A 25013-nucleotide genomic window follows, 5' to 3' on the forward strand; every position below is an offset into this window, starting at 1 on the left:
CACCGATTCTCAGCGATCGGGGGTTCGCGGGGACACGCGGTGCGCGGGCTACGCGAACGCCTCGGGCGGCGGGCACGCGCACACGAGGTTGCGGTCGCCGTAGGCCTGGTCGATCCGGCGCACGGGCGGCCAGTACTTGGTGCGCACCAGCGTGTGCACCGGGTAGAGGGCGGTCTCGCGCGAGTACGGATGCGTCCACTCGCCCACGACCGCCGCCTCGGCGGTGTGCGGGGCGTTCACGAGCGGGTTGTCGTCGGCGGGCCACTCGCCCGCCGCCACCCGATCGGCCTCGGCCTTGATCGCGATCATCGCCTCGATGAACCGCTCGATCTCGGCGAGGTCTTCGGACTCGGTCGGTTCGACCATGAGCGTTCCCGCCACCGGGAACGACATCGTCGGCGCGTGGAAGCCGTAGTCGATCAGCCGCTTCGCGACGTCGTCGACGGTGACCCCCGTGGCCTCGCGCAACGGGCGCAGGTCGAGGATGCACTCGTGGGCCACCAGGCCGCCCTCGCCGGCGTACAGCACGGGGTAGTGGTCCTTCAGCCGCACGGCGATGTAGTTGGCGGCGAGCACGGCGGCCGCGGTGGCATCCCGCAGACCTTCCGCGCCCATCATCCGCATGTACGCCCACGAGATCGGCAGGATGCCTGCGGAGCCGTGCGGTGCGCCCGAGACCGGCCCGCCGTCGAACACGCCACCGGCGTGGTCGGCGCGCTGCTGGAACGGGTGCGAGGGCAGGAACGGCGCGAGGTGCGCCTTGGCGGCGACGGGGCCGACACCAGGCCCACCGCCGCCGTGCGGGATCGCGAACGTCTTGTGCAGGTTGAGGTGCGACACGTCCCCACCCAGGTCGCCGAACCGGGCGAACCCGAGCAGCGCATTGAGGTTCGCGCCGTCGACGTACACCTGCCCGCCCGCGTCGTGCACGGCCTGCGTGATCGCGAGCACCTCGTGCTCGTACACGCCGTGGGTCGACGGATAGGTGATCATGAGCGCGGCGAGCGCATCGGCGTGCTCCGCGATCTTCGCGTGCAGGTCGTCGAGGTCGACATTGCCGGCCTCGTCGCACGCGACGACGACCACGCGCATACCGGCGAGCACGGCGGATGCCGCATTCGTGCCGTGCGCCGACGACGGGATGAGGCACACCGTGCGCTCGTCGTCGCCGTTGGTCCGGTGGTGACCGCGGATGGCGAGCAGCCCCGCGAGCTCGCCCTGCGATCCGGCGTTGGGCTGGAGCGAGACGGCGTCGTACCCGGTGACCTCGGCGAGCCACACCTCGAGCTGCTCGATGAGCGCGAGGTAGCCGCGCACGTCGGCCTCGGGGGCGAACGGATGCACGCGCGAGAACTCGGGCCACGACACGGCGGCCATCTCGGTGGCGGCGTTGAGCTTCATCGTGCACGACCCGAGCGGGATCATGCCGCGATCGAGCGCGTAGTCGCGGTCGGCGAGCGTCTTGAGGTACCGCATCATCGCCGTCTCGGAGCGATGCGTCGAGAACACCTCATGGGTGAGGTACTCGTCGTCGCGCCGCAGCGCGGATGCCACACCCGCGAGGGGGGTCACCTCGTCGAATCGCAGTTCGCGCTCACCCTGATCACCGGCACCGAGGAACTCGCCCTCGGGCAGGCCGAACGACCACGCGACGGCCGCGAGATCGTCGGCGGTCGTGGTCTCGTCGACCGAGACCCCGACGGTGGCGTCGTCGACCCACAGCAGCTGGTACCCGCGCTCGCGCGCACGGTCGATCACGCGCTTGGCCGGACCGGGCGTCGTCACCCGGATCGTGTCGAAGAACGCGTCGTGTCGAACGGAGAGCCCGTACTCGCGCAGTCGCTCCGCGAGCGCCTCGGCCTTGCGCGCGACGTCGGTCGCGATCGCCCGCAGCCCGTCCGCGCCGTGGTACACGGCGTACATCGCGGCCATGACGGCCAACAGCACCTGCGCGGTGCAGATGTTCGACGTCGCCTTCTCGCGACGGATGTGCTGCTCGCGCGTCTGCAGGGCCAGACGGTACGCGGGGCGGCCCGCGGCATCCTGCGACACGCCGACCAGGCGTCCGGGCAGCTGGCGCTCGAGGCCGGCGCGCACGGCGATGTAGCCTGCGTGCGGTCCGCCGAAGCCGAGCGGAACCCCGAAGCGCTGCGTCGTGCCCACCGCGACGTCGGCGCCGAGCGCGCCGGGCGAGCGCAGCAGCGTGAGCGCCAGCAGGTCGGCTGCGGCGACGACGAGGCCGCCCTGCGCCTGCACGGCCGCGATGACCTCGGTGGGATCCCACACGCGCCCGGATGCCCCGGGGTACTGCATGAACGCGCCGAAGACATCGACGTCGTCGGGCGCGCCGTCGCGTGCGAGGTCGACGACCTGCAACTCGATGCCGACCGCAGCGGCGCGGTGCGCGAGCAGCGAACGGGTCTGCGGCAGCGCGTCGGCATCGACGAGGAACACGTTCGATTTGGACCGCGACGCGCGGCGGGCGACCAGCATCCCTTCCACGACGGCCGTCGGCTCGTCGAGCATCGACGCGTTCGCCGTCGCGAGGCCCGTCAGGTCGGTCACCATCGTCTGGAAGTTGATGAGCGCCTCCAGCCGACCCTGCGAGATCTCGGGCTGGTAGGGCGTGTAGGCGGTGTACCACGACGGGTTCTCGAGCACGTTGCGCGAGATGACCGACGGGGTGAGCGTGTCGTAATAGCCGAGCCCGATCATGGGGCGCGCGGCGCGGTTCTGCGACGCGAGCATCCGCAGCTCGGCGAGCGCCTCGGCCTCGGTGGCGGCGGGCGGGAGGTCGCTGGTCTCGCGTTCGACGACCTGGATCGACGCAGGCACGGCCGTCGCCATGAGGGCGTCGACATCGTCGTACCCGATCGCGTCGAGCATCACGCGCTGCGCGTCGGCGTCGGCGCCGATGTGCCGCGCGACGAACGGACGGGTCACGCGTCGCCGCCGGCGAGCGCGACGTACGCCGCGCGGTCGAGCAGCTCGGCGACGGCGGCCGGGTCGACGGTGACCTTCACGAGCCAGCCCTCGCCGAACGGGTCGGAGTTGACCAGCGACGGGTCGTCGACGACGGCGTCGTTGACCTCGGCGACCTCGCCGTCGAGCGGTGCGTAGAGCTCGCCGACCGACTTGGTCGACTCGATCTCACCGCACACGTCTCCCGAGCTCAGCGCCGTGCCGGCGGCGGGCAGGTCGACGTACACGACGTCGCCGAGCTTGTCGGCGGCGTAGTCGGTGATGCCGATGGTGGCGACATCGCCGTCGAGTGCGACCCACTCATGCTCGGCGGTGTACTTGAGGGCGTCGAGATCGGTCATTTCTTCCTCCGGTAGAAAGGCGGGGCGGTCACGGTCGCGGGGATGCGCGTTCCCCGCACGTCGAGGTGCAGTTCGGTGCCGACGGCGGATGCCGCGGGGGTGACGTACGCGAGGGCGATCGGATGCCCGAGGGTCGGGCTGAGCGCACCCGAAGTGACGGTCCCGACCTGTGCGGCCTCGTCGCCGGCGCCATCGAAGACGGCGTAGCCGGCACGGCCCGCGCGGCGACCCTCCGACACCAGGCCGACGAGCACCGGCGCGTCGGCGGCGATCACCGCCGACAGCGCATCCCGACCGACGAAGTCGCCCTTGTCGAAGACGACCACGCGACCGAGGCCCGCCTGTGCGGGCACGACGTCGCGCGACAGTTCGTGGCCGTACAGCGGCATGCCCGCCTCGAGGCGCAGCGTGTCGCGCGCGGCGAGACCGGCGGGGACGAGGCCGAGCGGCTCGCCCGCCGCCGCGAGCGCGTCCCACACCTCGACCGCGGCCGTGACCGGCACATAGAGTTCGAAGCCGTCCTCGCCGGTATACCCGGTTCGGGCGACGTGCACGGGCGCCGCTGTGCCGTCGGCGAGCGCGAAGCGGGCCCCCACCTTGCGGTAGTAGCGCAGATCACCGAGCGCGCCGTCGACGTGCAGGGCCGGGGTGGACTCGAGCACGACCTGCGACACCGGCCCCTGTACGGCGATGAGCGCGAACTCGTCGGTGGCGTCGTGCACGGTCGCGTCGAAGTCGGCCGCACGCTCGACGAGCGCCTCGGCGACCGGATCGTGGTTCCCGGCGTTGGCGACGACGAGGAACGTCTCGGCGCCGTCGCGGTAGACGATGACGTCGTCGATGATGCCGCCGTCTTCGGCGAGAAGGAGCGAGTACTTCGCCTGATCGTCGACGAGTGTCGACAGCCGCCCGGCGAGCGCGTGATCGAGCAGGGCACCGGCGTCGGGGCCCTCGACGAGGAACTCGGCCATGTGCGAGATGTCGAACAGCCCGGCTGCTTCGCGCACCGCCTTGTGCTCGGCGAGATCGGACGTGTAGCGCACCGGCATCAGCCATCCGCCGAAGTCGGTGAACGAGGCGCCCAGCGCCTCGTGGCGGGCGTGCAACGGTGTGGTGCGGGGGTCGGTCATGAGTTCTCCCGTCGTGGTCGGGCGGGCGCCGGGGTCGGCGCCGGGAACTCCCCCTCTGTCATGGGCCTGAGAGCTTCGCGCGCCACCCGCTCGAAGAACGGATGCCGCGGCTTTCACCGTCGGCGGGCACCCGCGAAGCGGGTGCCGCTTTTCAGAGTCGGCCGGACGCGAACGGTACGCGGACCTGAGAGATTGGCGGGGAGGCTTGCTCCTTCGGTGTCCGGAGCGTGCTCCGGAGCTCTCCCGTCCGCGTCATGGGCCGGATGTTCAGTTGCGGGTCCCAGCATAGTGGGGGCCCGGCCGATCGCGTGGCATCCCGCCCGTCACGTCGTGCACGCGCCGGTCGCGACGGATGCCGACAGCCCCGCGGCCTGCGTCGCGACGGGCAGCAGCTCGGCCATCGTCATGGCGTAGCCGCGTTGGTCGTCGCCGTCGGCGCGGGCGAACACGACGCCGGCGACGGTGCCGTCGGCGGTCAGCAGCGGCCCGCCCGAATTGCCGGGCCGCACCTCGGCGGCGAGCGCGTACACCTCACGCGGGTTCCCGGTGTCTGCATAGATGTCGGGCACCGTGACGGTGCCGGCGGTGAGCACCTGGGCGGATGTCATCGTGAACGGACCCCCGTAGGGGTAGCCCTGCACGACCGCCGCCGCGCCGGGCGCGAGCGTCTCGCCCATCGAAAGCGGGGCGACACCGAGTGCGTCGACGGCGATGACGGCGAGGTCGTCGATCGGATCGAAGTACACGATGCGCCCTTCACGGGCGGCTTCGCCGGGCAGCTGCACCACGGGCACCTCGACGCCGGCGACCACGTGGGCGTTGGTGACCACGCGGTCGGTCGCGACGACGAAGCCGGATCCGGTCATGCTCGTTCCGCAGGCATAGGCGTTCCCCGAGATGCGGGCGACCGAGGCCGACGCGACCGTGAGATCGGGGTCGCCGAGGTCGGCGGGCGGCGCGAGCGGCGTGGGTCCCACTTCGAACAGCCGGCCGAGCCGGGGCAGCCCGTCGTCGAGCACGGCCGCGCGCACTCGGGCGAGCGCCTCGGACACCGGCCGCGGAGTGAACCGATCGACGGTCTGCAGCACGGTCGACGACGAGATCGCCGCGGCGATCGGCGGCGGCGCCATGGCCGCCACGGTCGAGCCCACGAGAGAGACGGACAGCAGCGCGACGACCAGGCCGAACACGCCGCCCAGCACGCTGTCGATCGTGCGAAGCGGCGTCGCCCCCACGCCTCGGCGCACCGCGCGCCCGATCGCCGCGCCGATCGCGGTCGCCGCGCCCACGATCACGAGCACCGCGACCAGGAGGGCGAGCATCCGCCACTCGGGCCACGGCCACACGGCACCGAGGATCGGCACCAGCCAGAAGGCCAGGAGCACCCCCGCGATCAGACCGATCAACACCCCCGCGCTGCCGGCGAGTCCGCGTCGGATGCCCACGACGAGCCCCGCGATGAGCAGCAGGACGAGCAGGACGTCGACGACGAGCAACGGAGCCTCCGGGTGCGGCCGGCGCACTGCCGGCGGGGCCGACCACATTACGTCGCCTTCCTTTGAATCCCCTTGCAGTCGCCCGGGTTGCCTTCTGGTCAACATGACTTTAAGATGGGGCGAACGGAGTTAGGGTCATGGTGACACGAACAGAGCTTGTGAGCCGCGATACGGCACGCGATTCCGCTGACGCGACGCGCGTCGCGGTCTCGACGGTGATCTTCACCGTGCGCCGCACCGCATCCGGCCGCGCCGCCGTCGCGCTGCCCGTCGTGCGCCGCACCCGTGACCCCTACGACGGGCTCTGGGCGCTCCCGGGCGGCTGGCTCGACGTCACCGAGAGCCTGGATGCGGCCGCATCCCGCACACTCGCCGAGACCACCGGGCTCGCGCCCAGCTACCTCGAGCAGCTGTACGCGTTCGGAGCGGTCGACCGCTCCCCCACGCGGGTCGTGTCGATCGTGTACTGGGCGCTGCTGCGCGCCGACGAGGTCGAAGCCGCCGACGCCCTCGAGAACGTCACATGGTTCGATGCGGACGCGCTGCCGCGATTGGCGTTCGACCACAACGAGATCGTCGAGTACGCGCTGTGGCGCCTGCGCAACAAGGTCGGCTACAGCCGCATCGCGCACGGCCTGCTCGCCGACGAGTTCACGCTCGCCGACCTGCGCGAAGTGTACGAGGCCATCCTCGGGCGGCGCCTGGATCCGGCCAACTTCCGCCGCCAGGTCGAGAACTCCGGCACCCTCCTGCCCACCGAGCGCTTCCGCACCGGAAGCCACCGCCCCGCCCGCCTGTACCGCTACAACCAGGACGTCGAGTTGGCCGACCGCGGCCCGCTCGCGTCCGACGACGAACCGAGGTGACCGCCATGAGCGCCGTCGACACCAGCATCCGCCCTCGCCCCGAGGTCGACCCGTCGGTCGACCACGCCATCCAGGCGATCGTCGCGGGGCGCTCCACCGACGAGACCTGCAACACCGACCTCGCGGCGGGGCCGTGGAACTTCGACGCGCGCCCGGGCTACGGACCCGGCTCGTCGATGGGCGACGTGATCCCCACCGGCGCCCCGCGTCAGGGCGAGCTGCCCGTCGAGTACCGCGAGGCGAGCGCCGACGAACTCGACGAGCGCATCCGCGCCGCCAAGGCGGCATTGGGCGACCGCGTCGTCGTGCTGGGCCACTTCTACCAGCGCGAAGAGGTCATCCGGCACGCCGACTACGTCGGCGACTCGTATCAGCTCGCCAACGCCGCTCTCGAGCATCCGCAGACCGAGGCGATCGTGTTCTGCGGCGTCCACTTCATGGCCGAGACCGCCGACATGCTGTCGCGCCCCGAGCAGGCGGTGATCCTGCCGAACCTCGCGGCCGGCTGCTCGATGGCCGATATGGCCGACATCGACCAGGTCGAAGAGGCCTGGGAGCAGCTCGCCGAGGTCTACGGCGACATGGACACTCCCGACGCCGACGGTCTGGTGCCGGTGATCCCCGTCACCTACATGAACTCGTCCGCGGCGATCAAGGGATTCGTCGGTCGCCACGGCGGCATCGTGTGCACGTCGTCGAACGCACGCACCGTGCTGGAGTGGGCGTTCGCCCGCGGCCGCCGCGTGCTTTTCTTCCCCGACCAGCACCTGGGACGCAACACCGCCAAGGCCATGGGCATCCCGCTCGAGCAGATGCCCATGTGGAACCCCCGCAAGCCGCTGGGCGGGTCGACCGAGGGCGAGCTCGACGACGCGCGCGTGATCCTGTGGCACGGCTTCTGCTCGGTGCACCGCCGATTCACGGTCGACCAGGTCGACCAGGCGCGGGCCGAGCACCCCGGCGTGCGGGTGATCGTGCACCCGGAGTGCCCGATGGACGTCGTCGACGCGGCCGACGAATCGGGGTCGACCGACTACATCCGTCGCGCGATCGAGGGCACGACCGAGCCGACGACGTTCGCGATCGGCACCGAGGTGAACCTCGTTCAGCGACTCGCCGCCGACAACCCGCAGCACACGGTGTTCTGTCTCGATCCGGTGGTCTGCCCGTGCTCGACGATGTACCGCATCCACCCCGGATACCTCGCCTGGGTGCTGGAGGGTCTCGTCGACGGCGAGGTGCGCAATCGCATCGCCGTGGCGCAGGACGTGGCGGATCCGGCGCGCGTCGCCCTCGAGCGGATGCTGGCGGCCAAGCCGCCGGAGGCCCCTGCGAGCGACTGGCAGTTCGCGTCATGAACCCTGTGCACGCGGTCGTCGTCGGGTCCGGCATCGCCGGGCTCACCGTGGCGCTGCACGCGGTGCGCGGCGGCTGCCGCGTGACGCTCGTGACCAAGGATGTGCTCGACCACGCCAACACCCGCTTCGCCCAGGGCGGGATCGCGGGCGTCATGTTCGCCGACGACAAGCTCGAAGACCACGTGCGCGACACGATGATCGCCGGGGCAGGCCTCAACGACGCCGCCGCCGTGCGGGTGCTGGTCGAGGAGGGGCCGGCGCGCATCCGCGACCTCATCGCGCTCGGCGTCGCCTTCGACACCGGCGCCGACGGCGACTTCGTCAAAGGTCTCGAAGCCGCTCACTCCTATCCGCGCATCCTGCACTCGGGAGGCGATGCGACCGGCACGGCGATCGAGCGGGCGCTCGTCGCCGCGCTGCGCGCGAGCGACGTCGACGTCGTGGAGCATGCGTTCCTCGTCGACCTGGTGCTCGACGGCGGTCGCGTCGCAGGTGTCGAGCTGCTCGTCGATGACGCACCCGGGGTGACCGGGTATCGCACGACGGTCACCGCCGACGCGGTGGTGCTCGCGACCGGGGGCGCCGGCGAGCTGTTCGCCTACTCCACCAACCCGGCGGTCGCGACGGGCGACGGCATCGCCGCCGCGATGCGCGCCGGCGCCGCCGTCGCGGATCTGGAGTTCTTCCAGTTCCACCCCACGATCGTCGCGGTCGGCGACCCGTTCCTGGTCTCGGAGGCGGTGCGCGGCGAAGGCGCGATCCTCGTCGACGAGCGTGGGCGGCGCTTCGCACGCGACGCGCACCCTGATGGCGAGCTCGCACCGCGCGACGTGGTCGCGCGGGCGATCGCGGCTGCGATGCGCGCCCAGGACGGTCGCCCCGTCCTGCTCGATGCCACGGCCCTGCACTCGACCGACCCGACCGCGCGCGCCGCGTTCCTTGCCGAGCGCTTCCCCACCATCGACCGCGCGGTGCGCGAGCGCGGCGTCGACTGGGCGAACGAGCCCGTGCCCGTCGCCCCCGCGGCGCACTACCTCATGGGCGGCATCGTCACCGACCTCGACGGCCGCTCGGGCGTTCCCGGGCTGTACGCCGTGGGCGAGGCGGCCCGCACCGGCGTGCACGGCGCGAACCGGCTCGCGTCGAACTCCCTCCTCGAGGGGGCGGTGTTCGGCGCCCGCTCGGGAGACGCGATCGCGACGGATGCCGCGTCCGGCATATGGCCCGCGGTGTCGGCCCCGCCGCCCGCTCCGCACGCCGCGGTGGCGCTCGCCGAGTCGGGCGAGCCGTTCTCGCGCGATGCGCTCCAGCGTCTCATGTGGACCGATGTGGGCCTGGTCCGCGACGCGGGAGGACTGCGCCATGCGGCATCCGTGCTGGCCGCATGGCGGTCGCACCGGCGCGAGCTGGTCGCCGAGAGCGAGTACGAAGACGAGAATCTGCTGCAGGTGGCCTCGGCGATGGTGGATGCCGCGCTCGCGCGGTCCGAGTCCGTGGGGGCGCACTTCCGCCGCGACGCCGAGGCGAGCCGAACTCCTGAGAAACCGGCCGCCGACACTCCCCCGCCGCCCGTTTCCCCCTCGGAGCACCCGGATCTCAGGAGTTCGGCACACGTGGCCGCGACGACGGGTGCCGCGTGCTGACCCGCGCGGCCATGGAGCGCGTCGTCGCCGCCGCGCTCGAAGAGGACGCACCGTGGGGCGATCTCACGAGCGAGTACCTGATCCCCGAGAACGCGACCGCGCGTGCCGAACTCGTCGCGCGCGAGAGCGGCGTCTTCAGCGGCGGCGAGGTCTTCGAGACCGCGTTCCGGCTCACCGATCCCGCCATCGAGGTCGACCTGCGTGTCGAGGACGGCGCCTGGTTCGAGCCGGGTGACGTGCTCGCGGTCGTCACCGGTCCGGCGCGCGGCGTGCTGACCGCCGAGCGGATCGGGTTGAACTTCGTACAGCGCATGTCGGGCATCGCGACGCTCACCGGCCGCTATGTGGCCGAGGTCATCCACACCGGATGCCGCATCGCCGACACGCGCAAGACGACGCCGGGGCTGCGCGCGTTCGAGCGCAAGGCGGTGCGCGACGGCGGCGGCCGCAATCACCGGGCGTCGCTGTCGGATGCCGTCATGGCCAAGGACAACCACCTGGCGGTGATCGCGCGGCAGGGTGCGTCGATCACCCAGGCGCTCGAGGCCGCGAAGGACCGGCTGCCGCACACGACCCACATCGAGGTCGAGGTGGACCGCCTCGATCAGATCGAGGCGGTGCTGGCGGCGGGCATCGACACGATCATGCTCGACAACTTCTCGCTCGAGGATCTGCGCACCGGCGTCGCGCGGGTCGCCGGCCGCGCGATCGTCGAGGCGTCGGGCGGAGTGTCGCTCGAGTCGGTGCGCGCGATCGCCGAGACCGGCGTCGATGTGATCTCGGTCGGCGCGCTCACCCACTCCGCGCGGGCGCTCGACCTCGGCCTGGACGTGCGGATCGACGCCGCGGGGTGACCCGCGCAGGACCATGCTGTACCTCGACAATGCGGCGACGACCCCGGTCCGTCCGGAAGTGCTCGAGGCGATGGCTCCGTACCTCACCCGCGCATACGGCAACCCGTCGAGCCACCACACGATCGGCGAGGCCGCGGCGGACGCGCTCGAGGACGCCCGCACGCGCATCGCGGCGGTGCTCGGGATGCGACGCACCGACATCGTCTTCACGTCGGGCGGCACCGAGGCGAACAATCTCGCGGTGAAGGGGATCGCGATCGCGGCACATCAGCGCCGCGGCGCGCGACACGTCCTCACCACGCCCATCGAGCACGAATCGGTGCTCGAATCCGCCGACTACCTGCACCGCATCCACGGGTTCGACGTCACATACGTGCCGGTCGACCGCGCCGCGCGCGTCGACCCCGCCGAGATCGGACGCGCGCTGCGCGACGACACCGCCCTCGTGAGCATCGGCTGGGCGAACAACGAGGTCGGCACCGTACAGGACGTGGCCGCGATCGCCGCGATCGCGGCCGAGCGCGGCATCCCGCTGCACCTCGACGCCGTGCAGGCGGCCGGCTGGCTGCCGCTGTCCGTCGAACCCGGCGTGGCGGCCGTCTCGGTCGCCGGGCACAAGATCGGCGCCCCCAAGGGCACCGGGGTGCTCGGCGTGCGGGGGCGCATCCCGCTGGAGCCGTTGCTGCACGGCGGCGGACAGGAGCGCGGCCGCCGCAGCGGCACCCCCGACGTCGCGGGCGCCGTCGCGCTGGCGACCGCCCTCGACATGGCCGCCGCCGAGCGCGCCGCGTCGGCGCCGCGCGTGGCCGCGCTGCGCGACGCATTCATCGCACACGTCCTGGCCGCCGTACCCAGCGCCACGCTCACCGGCGACGCGGTGCACCGCCTTCCCGGCACGGCCAGCTTCACCTTCGCCGGCACCAGCGGCGAGGCGGTGCTGCTCGAACTCGAACGCCGCGGGGTCGTCTCCTCGAGCGGGTCGGCGTGCGCTGCGGGCAGCGACGAACCCTCGCACGTGCTGCTCGCGATGGGGGTGGCGCCCGAGGTCGCGCAGACGGCGGTGCGCTTCACATTCCCGCACGACCTCGACCAACCCCTCGACGCCGTCGCCGCTGCGGTGGCGGCATCCGTCGCGGCGGTACGATCGGGCGGGTGAGTGCGCGAGGATCCGGCGGCCCGCTGGTCACGGTGATCGTTCCGGGATTCGACGTGGCGCCGTGGGCGCGCGATGCGATCGATTCGCTGCGCGCCCAGACGCTCGCCGACTGGGTCGCCGTGCTGGTCGACGACGCATCGGTCGACGGCACCGGCGACCTGTTCGACGAGCTCGCCGCCGAGGACGCCCGACTGCGCGTGGTCCACCACCCCGCCCGTCGCGGTCTCGGCGCGGCCCGCAACACGGGCCTGGACCTCGTCGACACGCCGTTCGTGGCGTTCCTCGACGCCGACGACGTCATGGCGCCCGGCGCCTTGGAGCGGCTCGTCGGCACGCTGGAGGCCACCGGCAGCGACTTCGCGGTCGGCGCCTACGTGCGACTGCGGCCGACCGGCGACGGCAGCGGCACGTATGCGGTCGGCGACGTGCAGCCGTGGGTGGCGGCGGCGACCGCACCCGAGCGTCGGGGCACGACGATCACGGCCCATCCCGAGGCATCCGGCAACATCGTCGCCTGGTCGAAGGTGAGCCGCACCGCCTTCTGGCGGCGCAACGGGATGCGCTTCCCCGAGGGTCGCCTGTATGAGGACCAGATCGTCGCCCAGCTCATGTACGCGAAGGCACGGCGCTTCGACGTGGTGCCCGACGTCGTCGTGCAGTGGCGCGAACGCGCCGACGGCTCATCGATCACGCAGCGCACGGCCGACGTCGCCGTGCTGCGCGACTACCTCGGCGCACTGGACGACGGGCTCGCGGTGCTGGATGCCGCAGGACTCACCGCCGCAGCCGAGGCGCGCGTGCGCCTCATCCTGGCGATGGATCTGCCGCCGCTGGCCCGCATCGCCGCGACGCATCCCGATGACGCCTACCGGCGAGCGCTCGGCGCGTTCGCGCGACGGCTCTGGCAGCGCCCCACGCGCCCGCAACTCGATGCCGGCACGATCGCGGTGGTCACCACCGCCACCCTGTGGTGAGACCCCGCGATCACTCCGCTCGGCGGCCGGCGAGTCGCTCCTCGGCGCGCAGCACGCGCGTCGCGGCGAGCTGCTCGGCGGCCAGTTCGGCGTAGAGGCCCTCGGCGGACAGCAGTTCGTCGTGCGTCCCGGATTCCACGATGCGCCCGCCGTCGACCACGTGGATGACATCGGCGTCGAGCACCGTCGACAGTCGGTGGGCGATCGTCAGCGTGGTCCTGCCGCGGGATGCGGCGTCCAGGGCCTCCTGAACGACGCGCTCCGACACGGTGTCCAGCGCCGAGGTGGCCTCGTCGAGCAGCAGCACGGGCGGATCCTTCAACAGCACGCGCGCGATCGCGATCCGCTGCTTCTCACCGCCCGACAGCCGGTATCCCCGCTCGCCGACGACCGTGTCGTAGCCGTCCTCGAACCCCTCGACGACGTGGTGGATGTTGGCCGCTCGGCACGCCGCCACCAGTTCGTCTTCGGTCGCATCCGGTTTCGCGTACCGCAGGTTCTCGCGGATCGTCGCATGGAACAGGTACGTCTCCTGCGACACGATCCCGATGTGGTCGATGATCGACTCCTGCGTGAGCTCGCGCACGTCGGCGCCCGCGAAGCGCACCGATCCCTCCGAGGCGTCGTACATGCGGGGCGTGAGATACAGGATCGTGGTCTTGCCCGCTCCGCTGGGCCCCACGAAGGCGACGTGCTGGCCGGGCTCGACGGTGAACGAGACGCCGTCGAGCGTCGGACGCGACTCGGGTGAGGCTCCCGGGTACCGGAACCCGACGCCGCGGAACTCGACGCGTCCGATCGGTCCCGGTGCCCGGTCGACGCTCGACGCATCGGCGGCATCCGTGAACGCGGGCTCGAGGTCGAGGTACTCGAAGATCCGGGCGAACAGGGCGCGCGAGGTCTGCACGTCGAGGGCGACGCGCATCAGCGAGATGAGCGGCCACAGCAGCCGCGCCTGCACCGTGGTGAACGCCACGATGACGCCGGCGGTGATGTCGGTGCTTCCGCCGGCCAGGAGCAGACCCGCCACGAGGTAGATGACGGCGGGCACGGACGACATGAGCACGGTCACCACGCCGAAGAACCATTGGCCGCTCATGGTCTGGCGGACCTGCAGGCGTACCTGGTTCGCCGTCTCGACCGCGTACCGGTCCTCTTCGGCGCGCTGCCGGTTGAACGACTTGGCCAGGAGGATGCCCGACACGCTCAGCGTCTCCTGGGTGATGGCCGTCAGCTGCGAGAGCGACTCCTGCGTCTGGGCGGCGATGCGGGCGCGCACCTGACCGACCCGGCGCTGGATGACGGCCAGCAGCGGCAGCAGGATCACCGCGATGATCGTGAGCCGCCAGTCGATCAGCAGCATGGCCACCAGCGATGCGATCACCGTGACGACATTGCCCAGGATGCTGGTGAGCGTGTTGGTGAGCACTCCCGCGACGCCGCCGACGTCGTTCTGCAGGCGGGACTGGATGACCCCCGTCTTCGTCCGGGTGAAGAACCCCAGCTCCATGTGCTGCAGATGCGCGAACAGCTTCATGCGCAGATCGCCCGTGATGCGGTTGCCGACGGACGACGTGAGCCACGTCTGCAGCACGTTCAGCCCCGACGAGACGAGGAACAGGGCGATCATGACGATGACGAGCTCGGTGAGCAGCCCGAGCTGCGGTCCGCCCTCCGGGGGGAAGAGCGCGTCGTCGAAGATGCGCTCGATGATGAGGGCGGGGATGACGGCGAGGGCGGATGCCACGACGACCAGCAGCGCGGTCAGCGTCAGCCGGGCGGCGTACGGGCGGAACAGCGCGATCACGCGACGGCCGAGGTCGGGCACGTGCGGCGCCGCCGCGTTCTGCGCGCGCTGCGCCTTGGCGTCGATGACCGCCCCGCCCGGGCGACCGCCTCGGAATCCCATGCTCATGATTTCCATGATCGGGGAATGGGATGTCGGCCGGGCCGGTTACGCTGAGAGCTTCCCCGCTCTCGACCTCGCCACGGGGCGAGGGCCGACGGCGTTCCGACAGTCGAGGAGACGACGCATGACCGCCGCCGGCACCGCACCCTCCACGGGTGAGATCCGCACCCAGGCACCCGCCGCGCTCCGTCCCGAGGACAGCCGCATCATCTGGCTTCTGCTCGCGGCCGCGTTCGTGACCATCCTCAATGAGACGACGATGGGCGTGGCGATCCCGCACCTCATCGACGACCTCGGCATCACCGCGCTCGCCGCGCAGTGGCTCACCACCGCATTCATGCTCACGATGGCCGTCGTGATCCCGATCACCGGCTTCCTGCTGCGCCGTTTCACCACACGCGCCATGTTCATCGCCGCGATGTCGCTGTTCTCCGCCGGCACGCTGCTGGCGGCCCTGGCACCCGGGTTCGAGATGCTGCTCGTGGCCCGCGTGGTGCAGGCATCCGGCACCGCGATCATGATGCCGTTGCTGATGACGACCCTGATGACGCTCGTGCCGCCGAAGATCCGCGGCCGCATGATGGGGCGCGTCAGCGTCGTGATCTCGCTCGCCCCGGCGATCGGGCCGACGCTGTCGGGATTCCTTCTCGACACCGTCGGCTGGCGCGCGATCTTCGTCGTCGTGCTGCCGATCGCGCTCGTCGCCCTCGCCGTGGGCGCGCGATGGATCCACAATCTCGGCGAGACGACGCGGGCCCCCATCGACGTGCTGTCGGTGATCCTGTCGGCGTTCGGCTTCGGTGGCCTCGTCTACGGTCTGAGCCAGATCGGCGGCGCGGCCAGCCACGGCACCACCGCCGCCGAGGTGGCCGCCGGCACCGTCTCGACGGTCTCGCTCATCGTCTCGCTCAGCGTCGCCGTCGTCGCGCTCGCCCTGTTCGTCTGGCGCCAGCTGCGGCTGCAGAAGGTCGACGACGCGCTGCTGGACCTTCGCGTGTTCCGTTCGGCGAACTTCTCGCTCGCCATCGGCCAGATGGCGCTGCTGTCCATCGCCTTCTTCGGCGTCATCACGGTCGTCCCGCTGTACATGCAGCGGGTGCTGCAGGTGTCGGCGCTCGAGACCGGTCTCGTGGTGCTGCCGGGTGCACTCGTCATGGGCCTTGCGGGCCCCGTCATCGGCCGGGTCTACGACCGGTGGGGCACACGCGTGCTGCTGGTGCCGGGAACGATCATCGCGATCGCGCTGCTGTGGGTGTACACGACCTTCGACGAGAACACGTCGGTCTGGGCGATCGCGGTCACCCAGACCGTGCTGTCGCTGGGCCTCGCCCTCTCGTTCACGCCGCTGTTCACGGCATCCCTCGCCTCGCTCGAGCCGCGCTTCTACTCCTACGGGTCAGCGGTGCTGGGCACGGTCCAGCAGGTGGCGGGTGCGGCCGGCATCGCGCTGCTGGTGACGATCTTCTCGGGCGTCGCGGCGAACGAGGTCGCTGCGGGAGCCGAAGAGATCGCCGCCGAGGCCGCCGGTGCACACGCGGCCTTCGTCGTCGCGGCGATCGTCGCGCTGCCGCTGCTGATCGGCGCGTTCCTGGTGCGCAAGCCCGCCGATGAGATCGGCGAGGGCCTGCCCGCCCACTGACCGGGCCGGCCTGCGTGTGTCACAACGGCGTGCCGTCCGTCTGACACGCCGGGCAGTACTGGGCGCCCGCCTTCGAGCCCGGCAGGTCGACGACCGCTCCCCCGCACACCGGGCATGTCAGGCCGGTGCGCCCGTGCACGCGCATCGCGGCGACCTTGGCGGTCTTCTGCTGCGAGAGCGGGATGCCACGACGTGCGCACGCGGCATCCCTCATCACCCCGGTGACCGCAGCGAGCAGGCGGGCGCGCTCGACGTCGTCGAGCGCGGTGGCATGGGCGGTCGGCGAGAGCCGCGCGACATGCAGGATCTCGTCGGAGTAGGCGTTGCCGATTCCCGCGATGCTCTCCTGCTCCTGCAGCAGCGCCTTGAGCTGCTTGCGCCTGCCGAAGGACGCAGCGGCGAACGCGGCGGCGTCGAACTCCGGATCCAGCGGGTCGGGGCCCAGTGACGCGATCGCGGGGATCTCGAACGGGTCGTCCACGACGTGCAAGCCGAGCGACAGCCAGTCGCCGCCGTCGGTGAATTCGAGCACCGCGCCGTCGAGGTCGATCCGCGCGATCACCGGGGCGTCGTCGGCAGCGGCATCCCCGTTCCACCGCGCCCAGCCCGCCCGGCCGAAGGTCACCACGAGGTGTCCGGCGTCCGTCGCGATGTCGACGTGTTTGCCGAATCTGCGCACGCGGTCGATCCGCGCACCCACGAGCGTCGCCAGCGGGCGATCCCGCGTCTTCTGGGCGCGGAACTCGGCGATGTCGACCGCCTCGACGCGTCGCCTCGTCGCGTTGTCGGAGAGGAACTCGGCGAGCGCCTGCACCTCGGGCGATTCGGGCATGCCGCCATCCTGCCACCGGGTTGTGACAGGGCGATCGGATCGCGACTTGTCAACCCCTCGATCCGACCGCGGCGCCGCGCGTAGCGTCGGGCCCATGACGGATCTCAACGGGAAGAAGGTCGCATTCCTCGCGACGAACGGCTTCGAAGACAGTGAACTCACCTCCCCCTGGAAGGCGGTGACGGATGCCGGCGCGACCGCTGTGCTGCTGTCGCCGAGCGCCGGATCGGTGGTCGGCAAGAACGGACACGAACAGGATGTCGACGCCGCCGTCGGCGGCGCGGTGGCGGCCGACTACGACGCGCTCGTGCTTCCCGGCGGCGTGGTCAACGCCGACCATCTGCGGATGGACCCCGATGCGGTCGAGTTCGCGCGCGCGTTCTTCGCTCAGCACAAGCCGGTCGCCGCGATCTGCCACGCGGCGTGGACTCTCATCGAGGCCGGCGTCGTCGACGGTCGCACGCTGACGAGCTACCCGAGTTTGAAGACCGACCTGCGCAACGCCGGGGCGACCTGGGTGGATGAGGAGGTCGTGGTCGACGAAGGACTCGTCTCGAGCCGCACCCCCGACGACCTGCCGGCCTTCAACGCCAAGGTGATCGAAGAGATCGCCGAGGGCGCCCACGCCGGCCAGACGGTCTGACGTGCGGACGGCGTGCGGGTCGGCCGCAGGGTCGACGACAACCGATGGACGTCGGTCCCTCACCTCGTGAACACCCCGGCTGCTCCGCTCACGCGCGTCTCGCAGACAGCGCTGCGCGACGGTGTGCTCATCGCGCTGGCGGAGTCCCTCACCAGCGGGCTGCTGGCCAGCCGGGTCGGCGCCGCGCCCGATGCGTCGTCGTGGTTCGCGGGCGGCGTCGTCGCATACCGCACGGCTGTGAAGGAGGATCTCCTGGGCCTTCCTCCAGGGACCGATCCCTGCAGTGCGGAGTGCGCCGAGCAGCTCGCACGGGGTGTGCGCACGCTGCTCGCGGCCGACGTGTCGATCTCGACGACCGGCGTGGGCGGACCCGACCCGCAGGACGGGCATCCGCCCGGAACGGTCTACCTGGGGTGGGCGACCTCCACCGGGTCCGGCCACCGCCTGCTGCGCATCGACGGCCCGCCCGAGACCGTGGTCGAGACCACCGTGGCCGAGGCCCTCGCCCTGCTCGACGGGGTGCTCAGTCGGTGACCTCTTCGGCGCACCCGTCCGCGCCGTCGAACTCGAGGCGCAGATACCTCGGCGCCTGCGTTCGCCAGGCATCCGTCACCAGCTCCGAGAGGTGATCGGGCGCGATCCGGGCCATGCGGAACGCGACCTTCGGCTCACTCCAGCGGGTCGTCGTACGCAGGAAGACGTCGGGCGCCATCTCGTGCAGGGCGAGCGCGTCCATCGGATCGGGCACCTTCACGGCGACCACGAGCTCCGACGCGACGATCTCGCGGATGTCGGGCGGGATGCTGGGCCAGGGGTGGCACTCCCACGCATACAGCTTGCGGCGCACGAACCACGCGGCGCCGCCGGTCGTCGCGCGCTCCTCGCTGCCGGGCAGCGTCGCGGTGATGCGACGAACATCGTGGATGGTGGCCATGCCGACATCGTGCCGTGCGGCGCCGACACACCGCCGGAGGCCGTCGGCGTCAGTCCCAGTCGAGGTAGTCCTCGATGGCCCACGAGGTGGCGCCGACGTGCGTCTCGGCGAACATGTGGCCCGCACCGTCGATCGCCACGACGCTGACCAGTCCGGGGGCGGCATCCTTCAGCGCCTCGCCGTTCGCCGGCGGCGTCACATCGTCGGCCTCGCCCTGGATCACCAGCACGGGGATGCCGTCGGCCAGTGTCGCCTCGGGGTCGTCCACACCGAGCAGCAGCACGCCGTTGACACGGTCGTGGTGCGCGTGCGAGACCGCACGCGCGACCGAACCGCCGAAGGCATGACCGCCCACCCACGCGTGGTCGAGGTCGAGCGCATCCATCACGGCGACGACGTCGGCCGCGTGGTCGGCCATGGCGGAGGCATCCGCGCCCGACTCGGGCCAGCCGATGCGCACGACGCGGAAATCCTCGGCGATCAGCGACGCCGCCAGCATCCCGAGGTAGTGCACGTCCCTTCCGCTGCTCGGCAGCAGCACCACAGCGGGGCCGCTCCCCTCGTCGACGTAGGGGATCGCCCCGCCATCGGCGTCGATCGTCTGCACCTCGGTCATCGTGTCGCGTCTTCCTCTCGTTCGCGGACGTGTCCGCACGCACATCGGCGCCTGTTTCCTGAATGGGCGCCGACGATTTCCAGCGCCGTACCAGGATAAAGGCGCCCGAAGCCGGATGCCGCGGGCGGCCGACACCGCCTCCGTGCGCCGAGGGTAGGGTGGCAGAGCCCAACGAAGGAGACCTATGTGCCGCGTGCTCGCCTACCTCGGTCCTGAGACGCCGCTGGAGAATCTCCTCCTCAAGCCAGAGAACAGCCTGATCAACCAGGCACTCGACCCCGAACGGCACCCCGAGCTCCAGCTGGCCGGATGGGGATTCGGGATCTGGGGCGAGCACCTGCTGAAGCCCGAAGAACCCTTCATCTACCGCCGACCCATGGCGGCCTTCTACGACGACAACGCCAGCCGGATCATCCCCAGCCTCCAGGCCGGCACGATGCTGGCGCATGTGCGAGCCGCGGCGTACGACGCGAAGGTCGTGATGGCCGACGAGAACTGCCACCCGTTCTCCTTCGAGGAGACCCCGTGGATCGTCGCTCAGAATGGCTACCTGCCCAATTGGCAGCTCCTGCAGCGCGAGCTGCTGGAGCACTGCGACGATCGGTATCTCACACAGATGCGCGGGAACACCGACACCGAGTTCATCTACGTGCTGCTCCTCTCGCTGCTCGAGGGTGACAGCAACGAGGACGTCCAACGAGCGATCGAGAAGCTCATCGAGCTGATCGCCCAGGCTATGAAGGACCTCGACCTCGGCGCTCTGACCAAGCTGAAGATGGCCCTCGTGTCGGCCGACCGCATCATCGGTGTCAACGTCGGCCTCGGTCACCACGGTGAGACCAGCCCCGCCGGCGACTGGCAGGAGCTGCGGAAGTCAGCCCCCGACAGCGACGACTTCGCGCTCTCGATGCTCCTCGAACCGATGTACCTGCTGATGGGGCGCAACTTCGAACACGACGCAACGACCTACGACTTTGAGGAGTGCGGCGAGAATGACGCGACCGGTGTCATATTCGCCTCCGAGCCCTTGACCGAGGGTGACGACTGGTCGCATCTCGAGTTCGGCGAGATCGTCTTCCTCGAGAACGACGGTGAGCGCATCACCAGAACCATCGACACACTGAAGGTCTCAGCGCGCTAGGACAGCACCCGCTCACGCCGCCACAGTCGTTCGGTGTCTGTGCTGCCGAACGATCTGATCGCGCTCACCGCACAACGAAGAGCGTTGTCAGCGCTATACGTTGAAGCGGAACTCCACCACGTCGCCGTCCTGCATGACGTAGTCCTTGCCCTCGAGCCGCGCCTTGCCCTTCGCACGGGCCTCCATGACCGAGCCGAGGGCGATGAGGTCGTCGAACGAGATCACCTCGGCCTTGATGAAGCCCTTCTCGAAGTCGGTGTGGATGACCCCGGCCGCCTGCGGCGCCTTCCAGCCCTTGCCGATCGTCCAGGCGCGTGCCTCTTTGGGGCCCGCCGTGAGGTAGGTCTGCAACCCGAGCGTTTCGAAGCCGATGCGGGCGAGCTGGTCGAGCCCCGACTCGTCCTGGCCCGTGGATGCCAGCAGCTCCGCGGCGTCCTCCGGGTCGAGGTCGATGAGCTCGGACTCGATCTTCGCGTCGAGGAACACCGCCTGCGCGGGGGCGACGAGCTCGGCGAGCGCAGCGCGACGCGCCGCATCCGTCAGCACCTGCTCGTCGACGTTGAAGACGAAGATGAACGGCTTGGCCGTGAGCAGGCCGAGTTCGCGGATCGGCGTCAGGTCGACCTCGGACGCCGACAGCAGCTCGCCGCGCTGCAGCACCTCCTGCGCGGCCAGGGCGGCGGCGAGCACCGACGGGTCGGTCTTCTTGGCCTTCACCTCTTTGTCGTAGCGCGGGATCGCCTTCTCGAGCGTCTGCAGATCGGCCAGTTGCAGTTCGGCGTTGATCGTCTCCATGTCGCCGGCCGGGTTCACATCGCCGTCGACGTGCACGACGTCGGCGTCGCTGAATCCGCGCACGACCTGCGCGATCGCATCGGCCTCGCGGATGTTGGCGAGGAACTGGTTGCCCAGCCCCTCCCCTTCGCTGGCCCCGCGGACGATGCCCGCGATGTCGACGAACGACACCGCGGCCGGAACGGTCCGCTCGCTGTGGAAGACCTCGGCGAGCTTGTCGAGGCGGGGATCGGGCAGGTTCACGACGCCGATGTTGGGCTCGATCGTCGCGAACGGGTAGTTCGCCGCCAGCACTTGGTTCTTGGTCAGCGCGTTGAAGAGGGTCGACTTGCCGACGTTGGGGAGTCCGACGATTCCGATGGTGAGAGCCACGGGGCCCAAGTCTAGGTGAGCGGATGCCCGCCCCCATGCCGCGGCGGACCGGCCGCGGCCCCGGAATCCGCCGTAGCCCCCGCCACGGCGTCGGATATCGCCACATCGGCGGCCGTCCGGCGAACGATCGATCCTGCGGTGGCGATCTCGGGCGTTCGGGCGCCCAAGCGGAGGCTGCGTCAGGCGCGCACCGCGCGGAACGCCCGCGTGACGTACGGCAGTCCGATCTCGGCGTCGCCGACGGCGCCGATCTCGTCGAGCAGGGCTGCGAGCCCCTGTTCGATGCGATCGCGCTCGCGCGCGTCCGCCGTGATGACAGCGCTGCGCGAGCGCGCCATGGCCAGCAGTGCGGCGCGCGTCATGCGTCGCGTCCACCGCCACGAGGCCTGCTCGAGCGCACCCAGCGGCGCGTGCACCTCGGGATCTCCTGCCGCCAGCATCTCCTCGGCGCGACTGCCGTGCATGATGTCGGTGAGTCGCCGCACCCACGGCACACCGTCGTCGCGGATGTTCCATACCAGTCCCGCCACGCCGCCGCTGCGCAGCACGCGGCCGATCTCCTCGGACGCGGCGACCGGGTCGACCCAGTGCCACGCCTGCCCGAGCAGGACGGCGTCGAGCGACGCCCGGGGCAGCGGCATCCGCTCGGCCGTGCCGACGAACGTGGGCACGCCGTAGACGTTCTCCCGCAGCACGGCGAGCATCTCGGTGTCCGGGTCGATCGCCACGACCTCGGCCCCCGCCTCGACGGCGACCCGGGACAGCTTGCCCGTGCCGGCGCCCACGTCGGCGACGCGCAGGGCGCGCCCCTCGCGTGCGACCGGATGAAGCATCCAATCCACCGCGACGGCGGGATACTCGGGGCGACCGACCTCGTACGTGCCGGCCGCCGCTCCGAACGACGTGGACAACTCCTCGCGGCGGGCCATGCATCGAGCCTATGCGCGACCCGATGCGACGGGCTCCCGGCGCGCCTGACCCGGCACGCCCGACGCCCGGGCGAGGCTCGGAGCGTGCCACTGGACTTCACCGCCATCGACTTCGAGACGGCGAACTCCAGCACCGCCTCGGCGTGCGCGGTGGGGCTGGTGCGCGTGCGCGGCGGGGTGGTCGTCGCCGAGACCGGCTGGCTGATCCAGCCCCCGCCCGGCCACGACCGGTTCTTCGACCTGAACATCCGCATCCACGGAATCCAGCCCGAGGACGTCGTCGGCGCCCCGACCTGGTCGGCGCAGCTGCGCGATCTCGCCCGGTTCGTGGGCTCCGACGTGCTCGTCGCCCACAACGCGGGCTTCGACATGGCCGTCATCAAGCGGGCCTGCGAGGCGACCGGCGACGAAGCCCCCGCGTACCGGTACGCCTGCAGCCTGCAGGTCGCGCGCCACGTCTACGAGCTGGATTCGTATCGGCTGCCTTTCGTGGCCGCCGAGGCGGGGTTCGCCGATTTCCCCCACCACAACGCCACCGCCGACGCGCTGGCGTGCGCCCATGTGATGATCGACGCCGCCCGACGTGTGGGTGCCGACGACATCGAGGACCTCGCCGAGCTGGCCGGGGTGCGCGTGTCGCAGATCGTCGTGGCCGCGCCGCCTGCCGCGCCGGCCGCCTCCGCCCCACCGGTCGCGGCGTCCCCCGTCGGGTGATGCCTGGCGCGCCGCGTGCGGCGATGTCGGAGACCCCCGGCATCCTGGGCGCATGGACCCATTCACGATCCCGCTGATCGTCATCGGCGCGCTCGCCGCGGGTGTCCTCGCCGGGTGGCTGGCCGGTCTCGCGCGCGGGGCGGCACGGGCCGAGCGCACGCACGCACGCCTGGCGGCCGATCTCGCCGCGAGCGAGGCGGCGCGCACCGCCGTGCAGGCGCAGCTCGACCATCAGCTGCACCTCTACCGCGAGCTGACGAACCAGACGCGCGCCGATCAGGCCGCGCGCGAAGAGCGCGAACGCCGCGACCAGACCGTGCTGCGGGCCCTCGCGCCGGTCCAGCAGACCCTTCATTCGATGCAGACGAAGGTCGACGAACTCGAACGTGAACGCGCGGCGCAGTTCGGCTCGCTCTCGGAGCAGCTGCGGCGCGCCAGCGAGGCCGATGATGCGCTGCGCGCGACGACCGAATCGCTCGCCGGCGCCCTGCGGTCGAATTCGACCCGTGGGGTGTGGGGCGAGACGCAGCTGCGGCGCGTCGTCGAGGCTGCCGGGCTCAGGCGCTACGTCGACTTCGACCTTCAGACGACGATCGCGACGGATGCCGGCACCGGCCGACCGGACATGGTGATCCGCCTGCCCGGCGACAAGGCGATCGCCGTCGACGCCAAGGTGCCGCTCGACGCGTACCTCGAAGCGAGCGCGATCCCGTGGACGGCGCAGGGCGCCGACGCCGATCACCGTCGCGCGCTGATGGAGCGCCATGTCAAAGCCATGCGCGCCCACATCGACGGGCTGGGGCGCAAGCGCTACTGGGCGGGTCTCGGGTCGAGCCCCGAGTTCGTGGTGTGCTTCGTTCCGAACGAGTCGCTGCTCGCTGCGGCCCTGGAACAGGATCCCGCGCTGCTCGACTACGCCTTCGGCAAGCGCGTCGCGCTCGCGTCGCCCGTGAACCTCTGGGCTGTGCTCAAGACCGTCGCGTTCACGTGGACCCAGCAGGACGTCTCCGAGCAGGCGCGCGAACTGCTCGAGCTCGGATCCCAGCTCTACGAGCGTCTCGGATCGCTCACCGGGCACGCCGAGAGCCTGCGTCGTGCGATCGAGCGCACCGTCGACAGCTACAACGGTCTCATCGGTTCGCTCGAGAGCCGCGTACTCGTCACTGCACGCCGGTTCCCCGGCATCGACGACACGAGGCTCGACGCCGTGGCGCCGCCCGCCGTGATCGAGTCCACTCCGCGGCCGCTCACCGCTCCCGAACTGATCCCCGTCGACCTCGACGAGGTGCGGCGGCGGATCGCGCCCAGCGAGGAGGACGCCCGGCGCTGACGTCCCGAACCCGCGACGGTGGTCGCCCTAGGCGCCGCCGGGAATGAAGCTCAGCACGGCGATGACGGCAGCCGAGACGCCGACGAACGCACCGATCAGCCACCACGCGCTGATCTCGTGACCCTCAGCACGCCGCTTGCGCAGCAGGACATCCGGACGACGGGCGGGATCGATCGCGTCGGCCACCACGGCCTGCGCCCCGGTCTGCACGGTCGGCTGCTGCGAGGTCCCACTTGCCTGTGCGGCCATCGAGGAGCACCTCCTGGTCATCTGGAACAACACCGTGTCCCCGTCGACACCGGTCGACATTCTGCCAGAGACCCGAACGGGTCGCACAGGCGAGTGTACCCGCGCCCGTG

Annotated in this window: 23 protein-coding genes and 2 riboswitches; of the genes, 12 read left to right on the forward strand and 11 right to left on the reverse strand. The window is 71.1% G+C overall.

Annotation, left to right across the window (positions count from 1 at the left end):
- Positions 1-48: 48 nt before the first annotated feature.
- From gcvP to ABD663_RS04435, 4 genes are all read right to left on the reverse strand, one after another.
- Positions 49-2886: an aminomethyl-transferring glycine dehydrogenase gene (gcvP, locus tag ABD663_RS04420; protein ID WP_425561764.1), complete on the reverse strand. Its 2838-nt coding sequence runs from the start codon at positions 2884-2886 to the stop codon at positions 49-51.
- Positions 2887-2939: 53 nt separating this feature from the next.
- Positions 2940-3323 (reverse strand): glycine cleavage system protein GcvH, encoded by a 384-nt coding sequence (gcvH, locus tag ABD663_RS04425; RefSeq protein WP_344736661.1) that lies wholly within the window; start codon positions 3321-3323, stop codon positions 2940-2942.
- Positions 3320-4453, reverse strand: coding sequence for a glycine cleavage system aminomethyltransferase GcvT (gene gcvT, locus ABD663_RS04430; protein WP_344736662.1), 1134 nt, complete (start codon positions 4451-4453; stop codon positions 3320-3322). The genes gcvH and gcvT overlap by 4 nt, the downstream gene beginning before the upstream one ends.
- A 45-nt stretch (positions 4454-4498) precedes the next feature.
- A riboswitch (glycine riboswitch) is annotated at positions 4499-4614 on the reverse strand.
- A 1-nt stretch (position 4615) separates the two neighbouring features.
- Positions 4616-4709: riboswitch (glycine riboswitch) on the reverse strand.
- A gap of 67 nt (positions 4710-4776) precedes the next feature.
- Positions 4777-5949 (reverse strand): MarP family serine protease, encoded by a 1173-nt coding sequence (locus ABD663_RS04435; RefSeq protein WP_344736663.1) that lies wholly within the window; start codon positions 5947-5949, stop codon positions 4777-4779.
- Positions 5950-6086: 137 nt separating this feature from the next.
- Between ABD663_RS04435 and ABD663_RS04440 the strand changes: the two genes are divergently transcribed.
- From ABD663_RS04440 to ABD663_RS04465, 6 genes are read left to right on the forward strand one after another with little or no spacing between them, the layout of a single operon-like run.
- Positions 6087-6815 carry an NUDIX hydrolase gene (locus ABD663_RS04440; RefSeq protein WP_344736664.1) on the forward strand — a complete coding sequence of 243 codons (729 nt, stop codon included), beginning with the start codon at positions 6087-6089 and terminating at the stop codon, positions 6813-6815.
- A 5-nt stretch (positions 6816-6820) separates the two neighbouring features.
- Positions 6821-8173 carry a quinolinate synthase NadA gene (gene nadA / locus ABD663_RS04445; protein ID WP_344736665.1) on the forward strand — a complete coding sequence of 451 codons (1353 nt, stop codon included), beginning with the start codon at positions 6821-6823 and terminating at the stop codon, positions 8171-8173.
- Positions 8170-9816 carry an L-aspartate oxidase gene (gene nadB, locus ABD663_RS04450; protein WP_344736666.1) on the forward strand — a complete coding sequence of 549 codons (1647 nt, stop codon included), beginning with the start codon at positions 8170-8172 and terminating at the stop codon, positions 9814-9816. Before nadA ends, nadB begins: the two co-directional genes overlap by 4 nt.
- Positions 9810-10670 carry a carboxylating nicotinate-nucleotide diphosphorylase gene (gene nadC / locus ABD663_RS04455; RefSeq protein WP_344736667.1) on the forward strand — a complete coding sequence of 287 codons (861 nt, stop codon included), beginning with the start codon at positions 9810-9812 and terminating at the stop codon, positions 10668-10670. Before nadB ends, nadC begins: the two co-directional genes overlap by 7 nt.
- Positions 10671-10683: 13 nt before the next feature.
- Positions 10684-11826 (forward strand): cysteine desulfurase family protein, encoded by a 1143-nt coding sequence (locus ABD663_RS04460; RefSeq protein WP_344736668.1) that lies wholly within the window; start codon positions 10684-10686, stop codon positions 11824-11826.
- Positions 11823-12800: a glycosyltransferase family 2 protein gene (locus tag ABD663_RS04465; protein WP_344736669.1), complete on the forward strand. Its 978-nt coding sequence runs from the start codon at positions 11823-11825 to the stop codon at positions 12798-12800. Before ABD663_RS04460 ends, ABD663_RS04465 begins: the two co-directional genes overlap by 4 nt.
- Before the next feature lie 10 nt (positions 12801-12810).
- On the opposite strand, the gene ABD663_RS04470 is transcribed toward ABD663_RS04465, so the two are convergent.
- Positions 12811-14715, reverse strand: a complete 1905-nt coding sequence (locus ABD663_RS04470) for an ABC transporter ATP-binding protein (protein WP_344736670.1) — start codon at positions 14713-14715, stop codon at positions 12811-12813.
- Between the two features lie 118 nt (positions 14716-14833).
- On the opposite strand from ABD663_RS04470, the gene ABD663_RS04475 reads away from it, so the two are divergent.
- Entirely contained in the window at positions 14834-16348 is a 1515-nt protein-coding gene (locus tag ABD663_RS04475) for a DHA2 family efflux MFS transporter permease subunit (RefSeq protein WP_344736672.1), read from the forward strand.
- A gap of 19 nt (positions 16349-16367) precedes the next feature.
- Here ABD663_RS04475 and ABD663_RS04480 read toward each other — a convergent pair whose 3' ends face one another.
- Positions 16368-17180, reverse strand: a complete 813-nt coding sequence (locus ABD663_RS04480; RefSeq protein WP_344736674.1) for a DNA-formamidopyrimidine glycosylase family protein — start codon at positions 17178-17180, stop codon at positions 16368-16370.
- A 94-nt stretch (positions 17181-17274) separates the two neighbouring features.
- Here ABD663_RS04480 and ABD663_RS04485 point away from each other — a divergent pair, with 94 nt between their 5' ends.
- Positions 17275-17823 carry a type 1 glutamine amidotransferase domain-containing protein gene (locus ABD663_RS04485; RefSeq protein WP_344736675.1) on the forward strand — a complete coding sequence of 183 codons (549 nt, stop codon included), beginning with the start codon at positions 17275-17277 and terminating at the stop codon, positions 17821-17823.
- 66 nt (positions 17824-17889) lie between these two features.
- Positions 17890-18357 carry a CinA family protein gene (locus ABD663_RS04490; RefSeq protein ID WP_344736676.1) on the forward strand — a complete coding sequence of 156 codons (468 nt, stop codon included), beginning with the start codon at positions 17890-17892 and terminating at the stop codon, positions 18355-18357.
- Here the strand turns inward: ABD663_RS04490 and ABD663_RS04495 are convergent.
- Together ABD663_RS04495 and ABD663_RS04500 are read right to left on the reverse strand one after the other, a co-directional pair.
- Positions 18347-18757: an MmcQ/YjbR family DNA-binding protein gene (locus ABD663_RS04495; RefSeq protein ID WP_344736677.1), complete on the reverse strand. Its 411-nt coding sequence runs from the start codon at positions 18755-18757 to the stop codon at positions 18347-18349. The genes ABD663_RS04490 and ABD663_RS04495 overlap by 11 nt on opposite strands.
- A gap of 49 nt (positions 18758-18806) precedes the next feature.
- A complete protein-coding gene (locus tag ABD663_RS04500; RefSeq protein WP_344736678.1) occupies positions 18807-19373 on the reverse strand; it encodes an alpha/beta fold hydrolase in 567 nt (188 codons plus the stop codon).
- A gap of 184 nt (positions 19374-19557) precedes the next feature.
- Between ABD663_RS04500 and ABD663_RS04505 the strand changes: the two genes are divergently transcribed.
- Entirely contained in the window at positions 19558-20514 is a 957-nt protein-coding gene (locus ABD663_RS04505) for a class II glutamine amidotransferase (protein ID WP_344736679.1), read from the forward strand.
- 93 nt (positions 20515-20607) lie between these two features.
- Here the strand turns inward: ABD663_RS04505 and ychF are convergent, their stop codons facing one another.
- Both ychF and ABD663_RS04515 read right to left on the reverse strand, forming a co-directional pair.
- Positions 20608-21681 (reverse strand): redox-regulated ATPase YchF, encoded by a 1074-nt coding sequence (gene ychF, locus ABD663_RS04510; protein WP_344736681.1) that lies wholly within the window; start codon positions 21679-21681, stop codon positions 20608-20610.
- Between the two features lie 179 nt (positions 21682-21860).
- Positions 21861-22610, reverse strand: a complete 750-nt coding sequence (locus ABD663_RS04515; RefSeq protein ID WP_344736682.1) for a class I SAM-dependent methyltransferase — start codon at positions 22608-22610, stop codon at positions 21861-21863.
- An 84-nt stretch (positions 22611-22694) separates the two neighbouring features.
- Between ABD663_RS04515 and ABD663_RS04520 the strand changes: the two genes are divergently transcribed.
- Both ABD663_RS04520 and ABD663_RS04525 read left to right on the forward strand, forming a co-directional pair.
- The gene (locus ABD663_RS04520; RefSeq protein WP_344736683.1) at positions 22695-23324 is read left to right on the forward strand and encodes an exonuclease domain-containing protein; all 630 of its coding nucleotides are present in this window, start codon (positions 22695-22697) and stop codon (positions 23322-23324) included.
- 52 nt (positions 23325-23376) lie between these two features.
- The gene (locus ABD663_RS04525; RefSeq protein WP_344736684.1) at positions 23377-24654 is read left to right on the forward strand and encodes a DNA recombination protein RmuC; all 1278 of its coding nucleotides are present in this window, start codon (positions 23377-23379) and stop codon (positions 24652-24654) included.
- Positions 24655-24681: 27 nt separating this feature from the next.
- Here the strand turns inward: ABD663_RS04525 and ABD663_RS04530 are convergent, their stop codons facing one another.
- Entirely contained in the window at positions 24682-24903 is a 222-nt protein-coding gene (locus ABD663_RS04530; protein WP_344736685.1) for a UDP-N-acetylmuramyl pentapeptide phosphotransferase, read from the reverse strand.
- Positions 24904-25013: the final 110 nt, after the last annotated feature.

Origin of the sequence: Microbacterium awajiense (genome assembly GCF_039536545.1) — a bacterium.
Lineage (GTDB): Bacteria > Actinomycetota > Actinomycetes > Actinomycetales > Microbacteriaceae > Microbacterium > Microbacterium awajiense.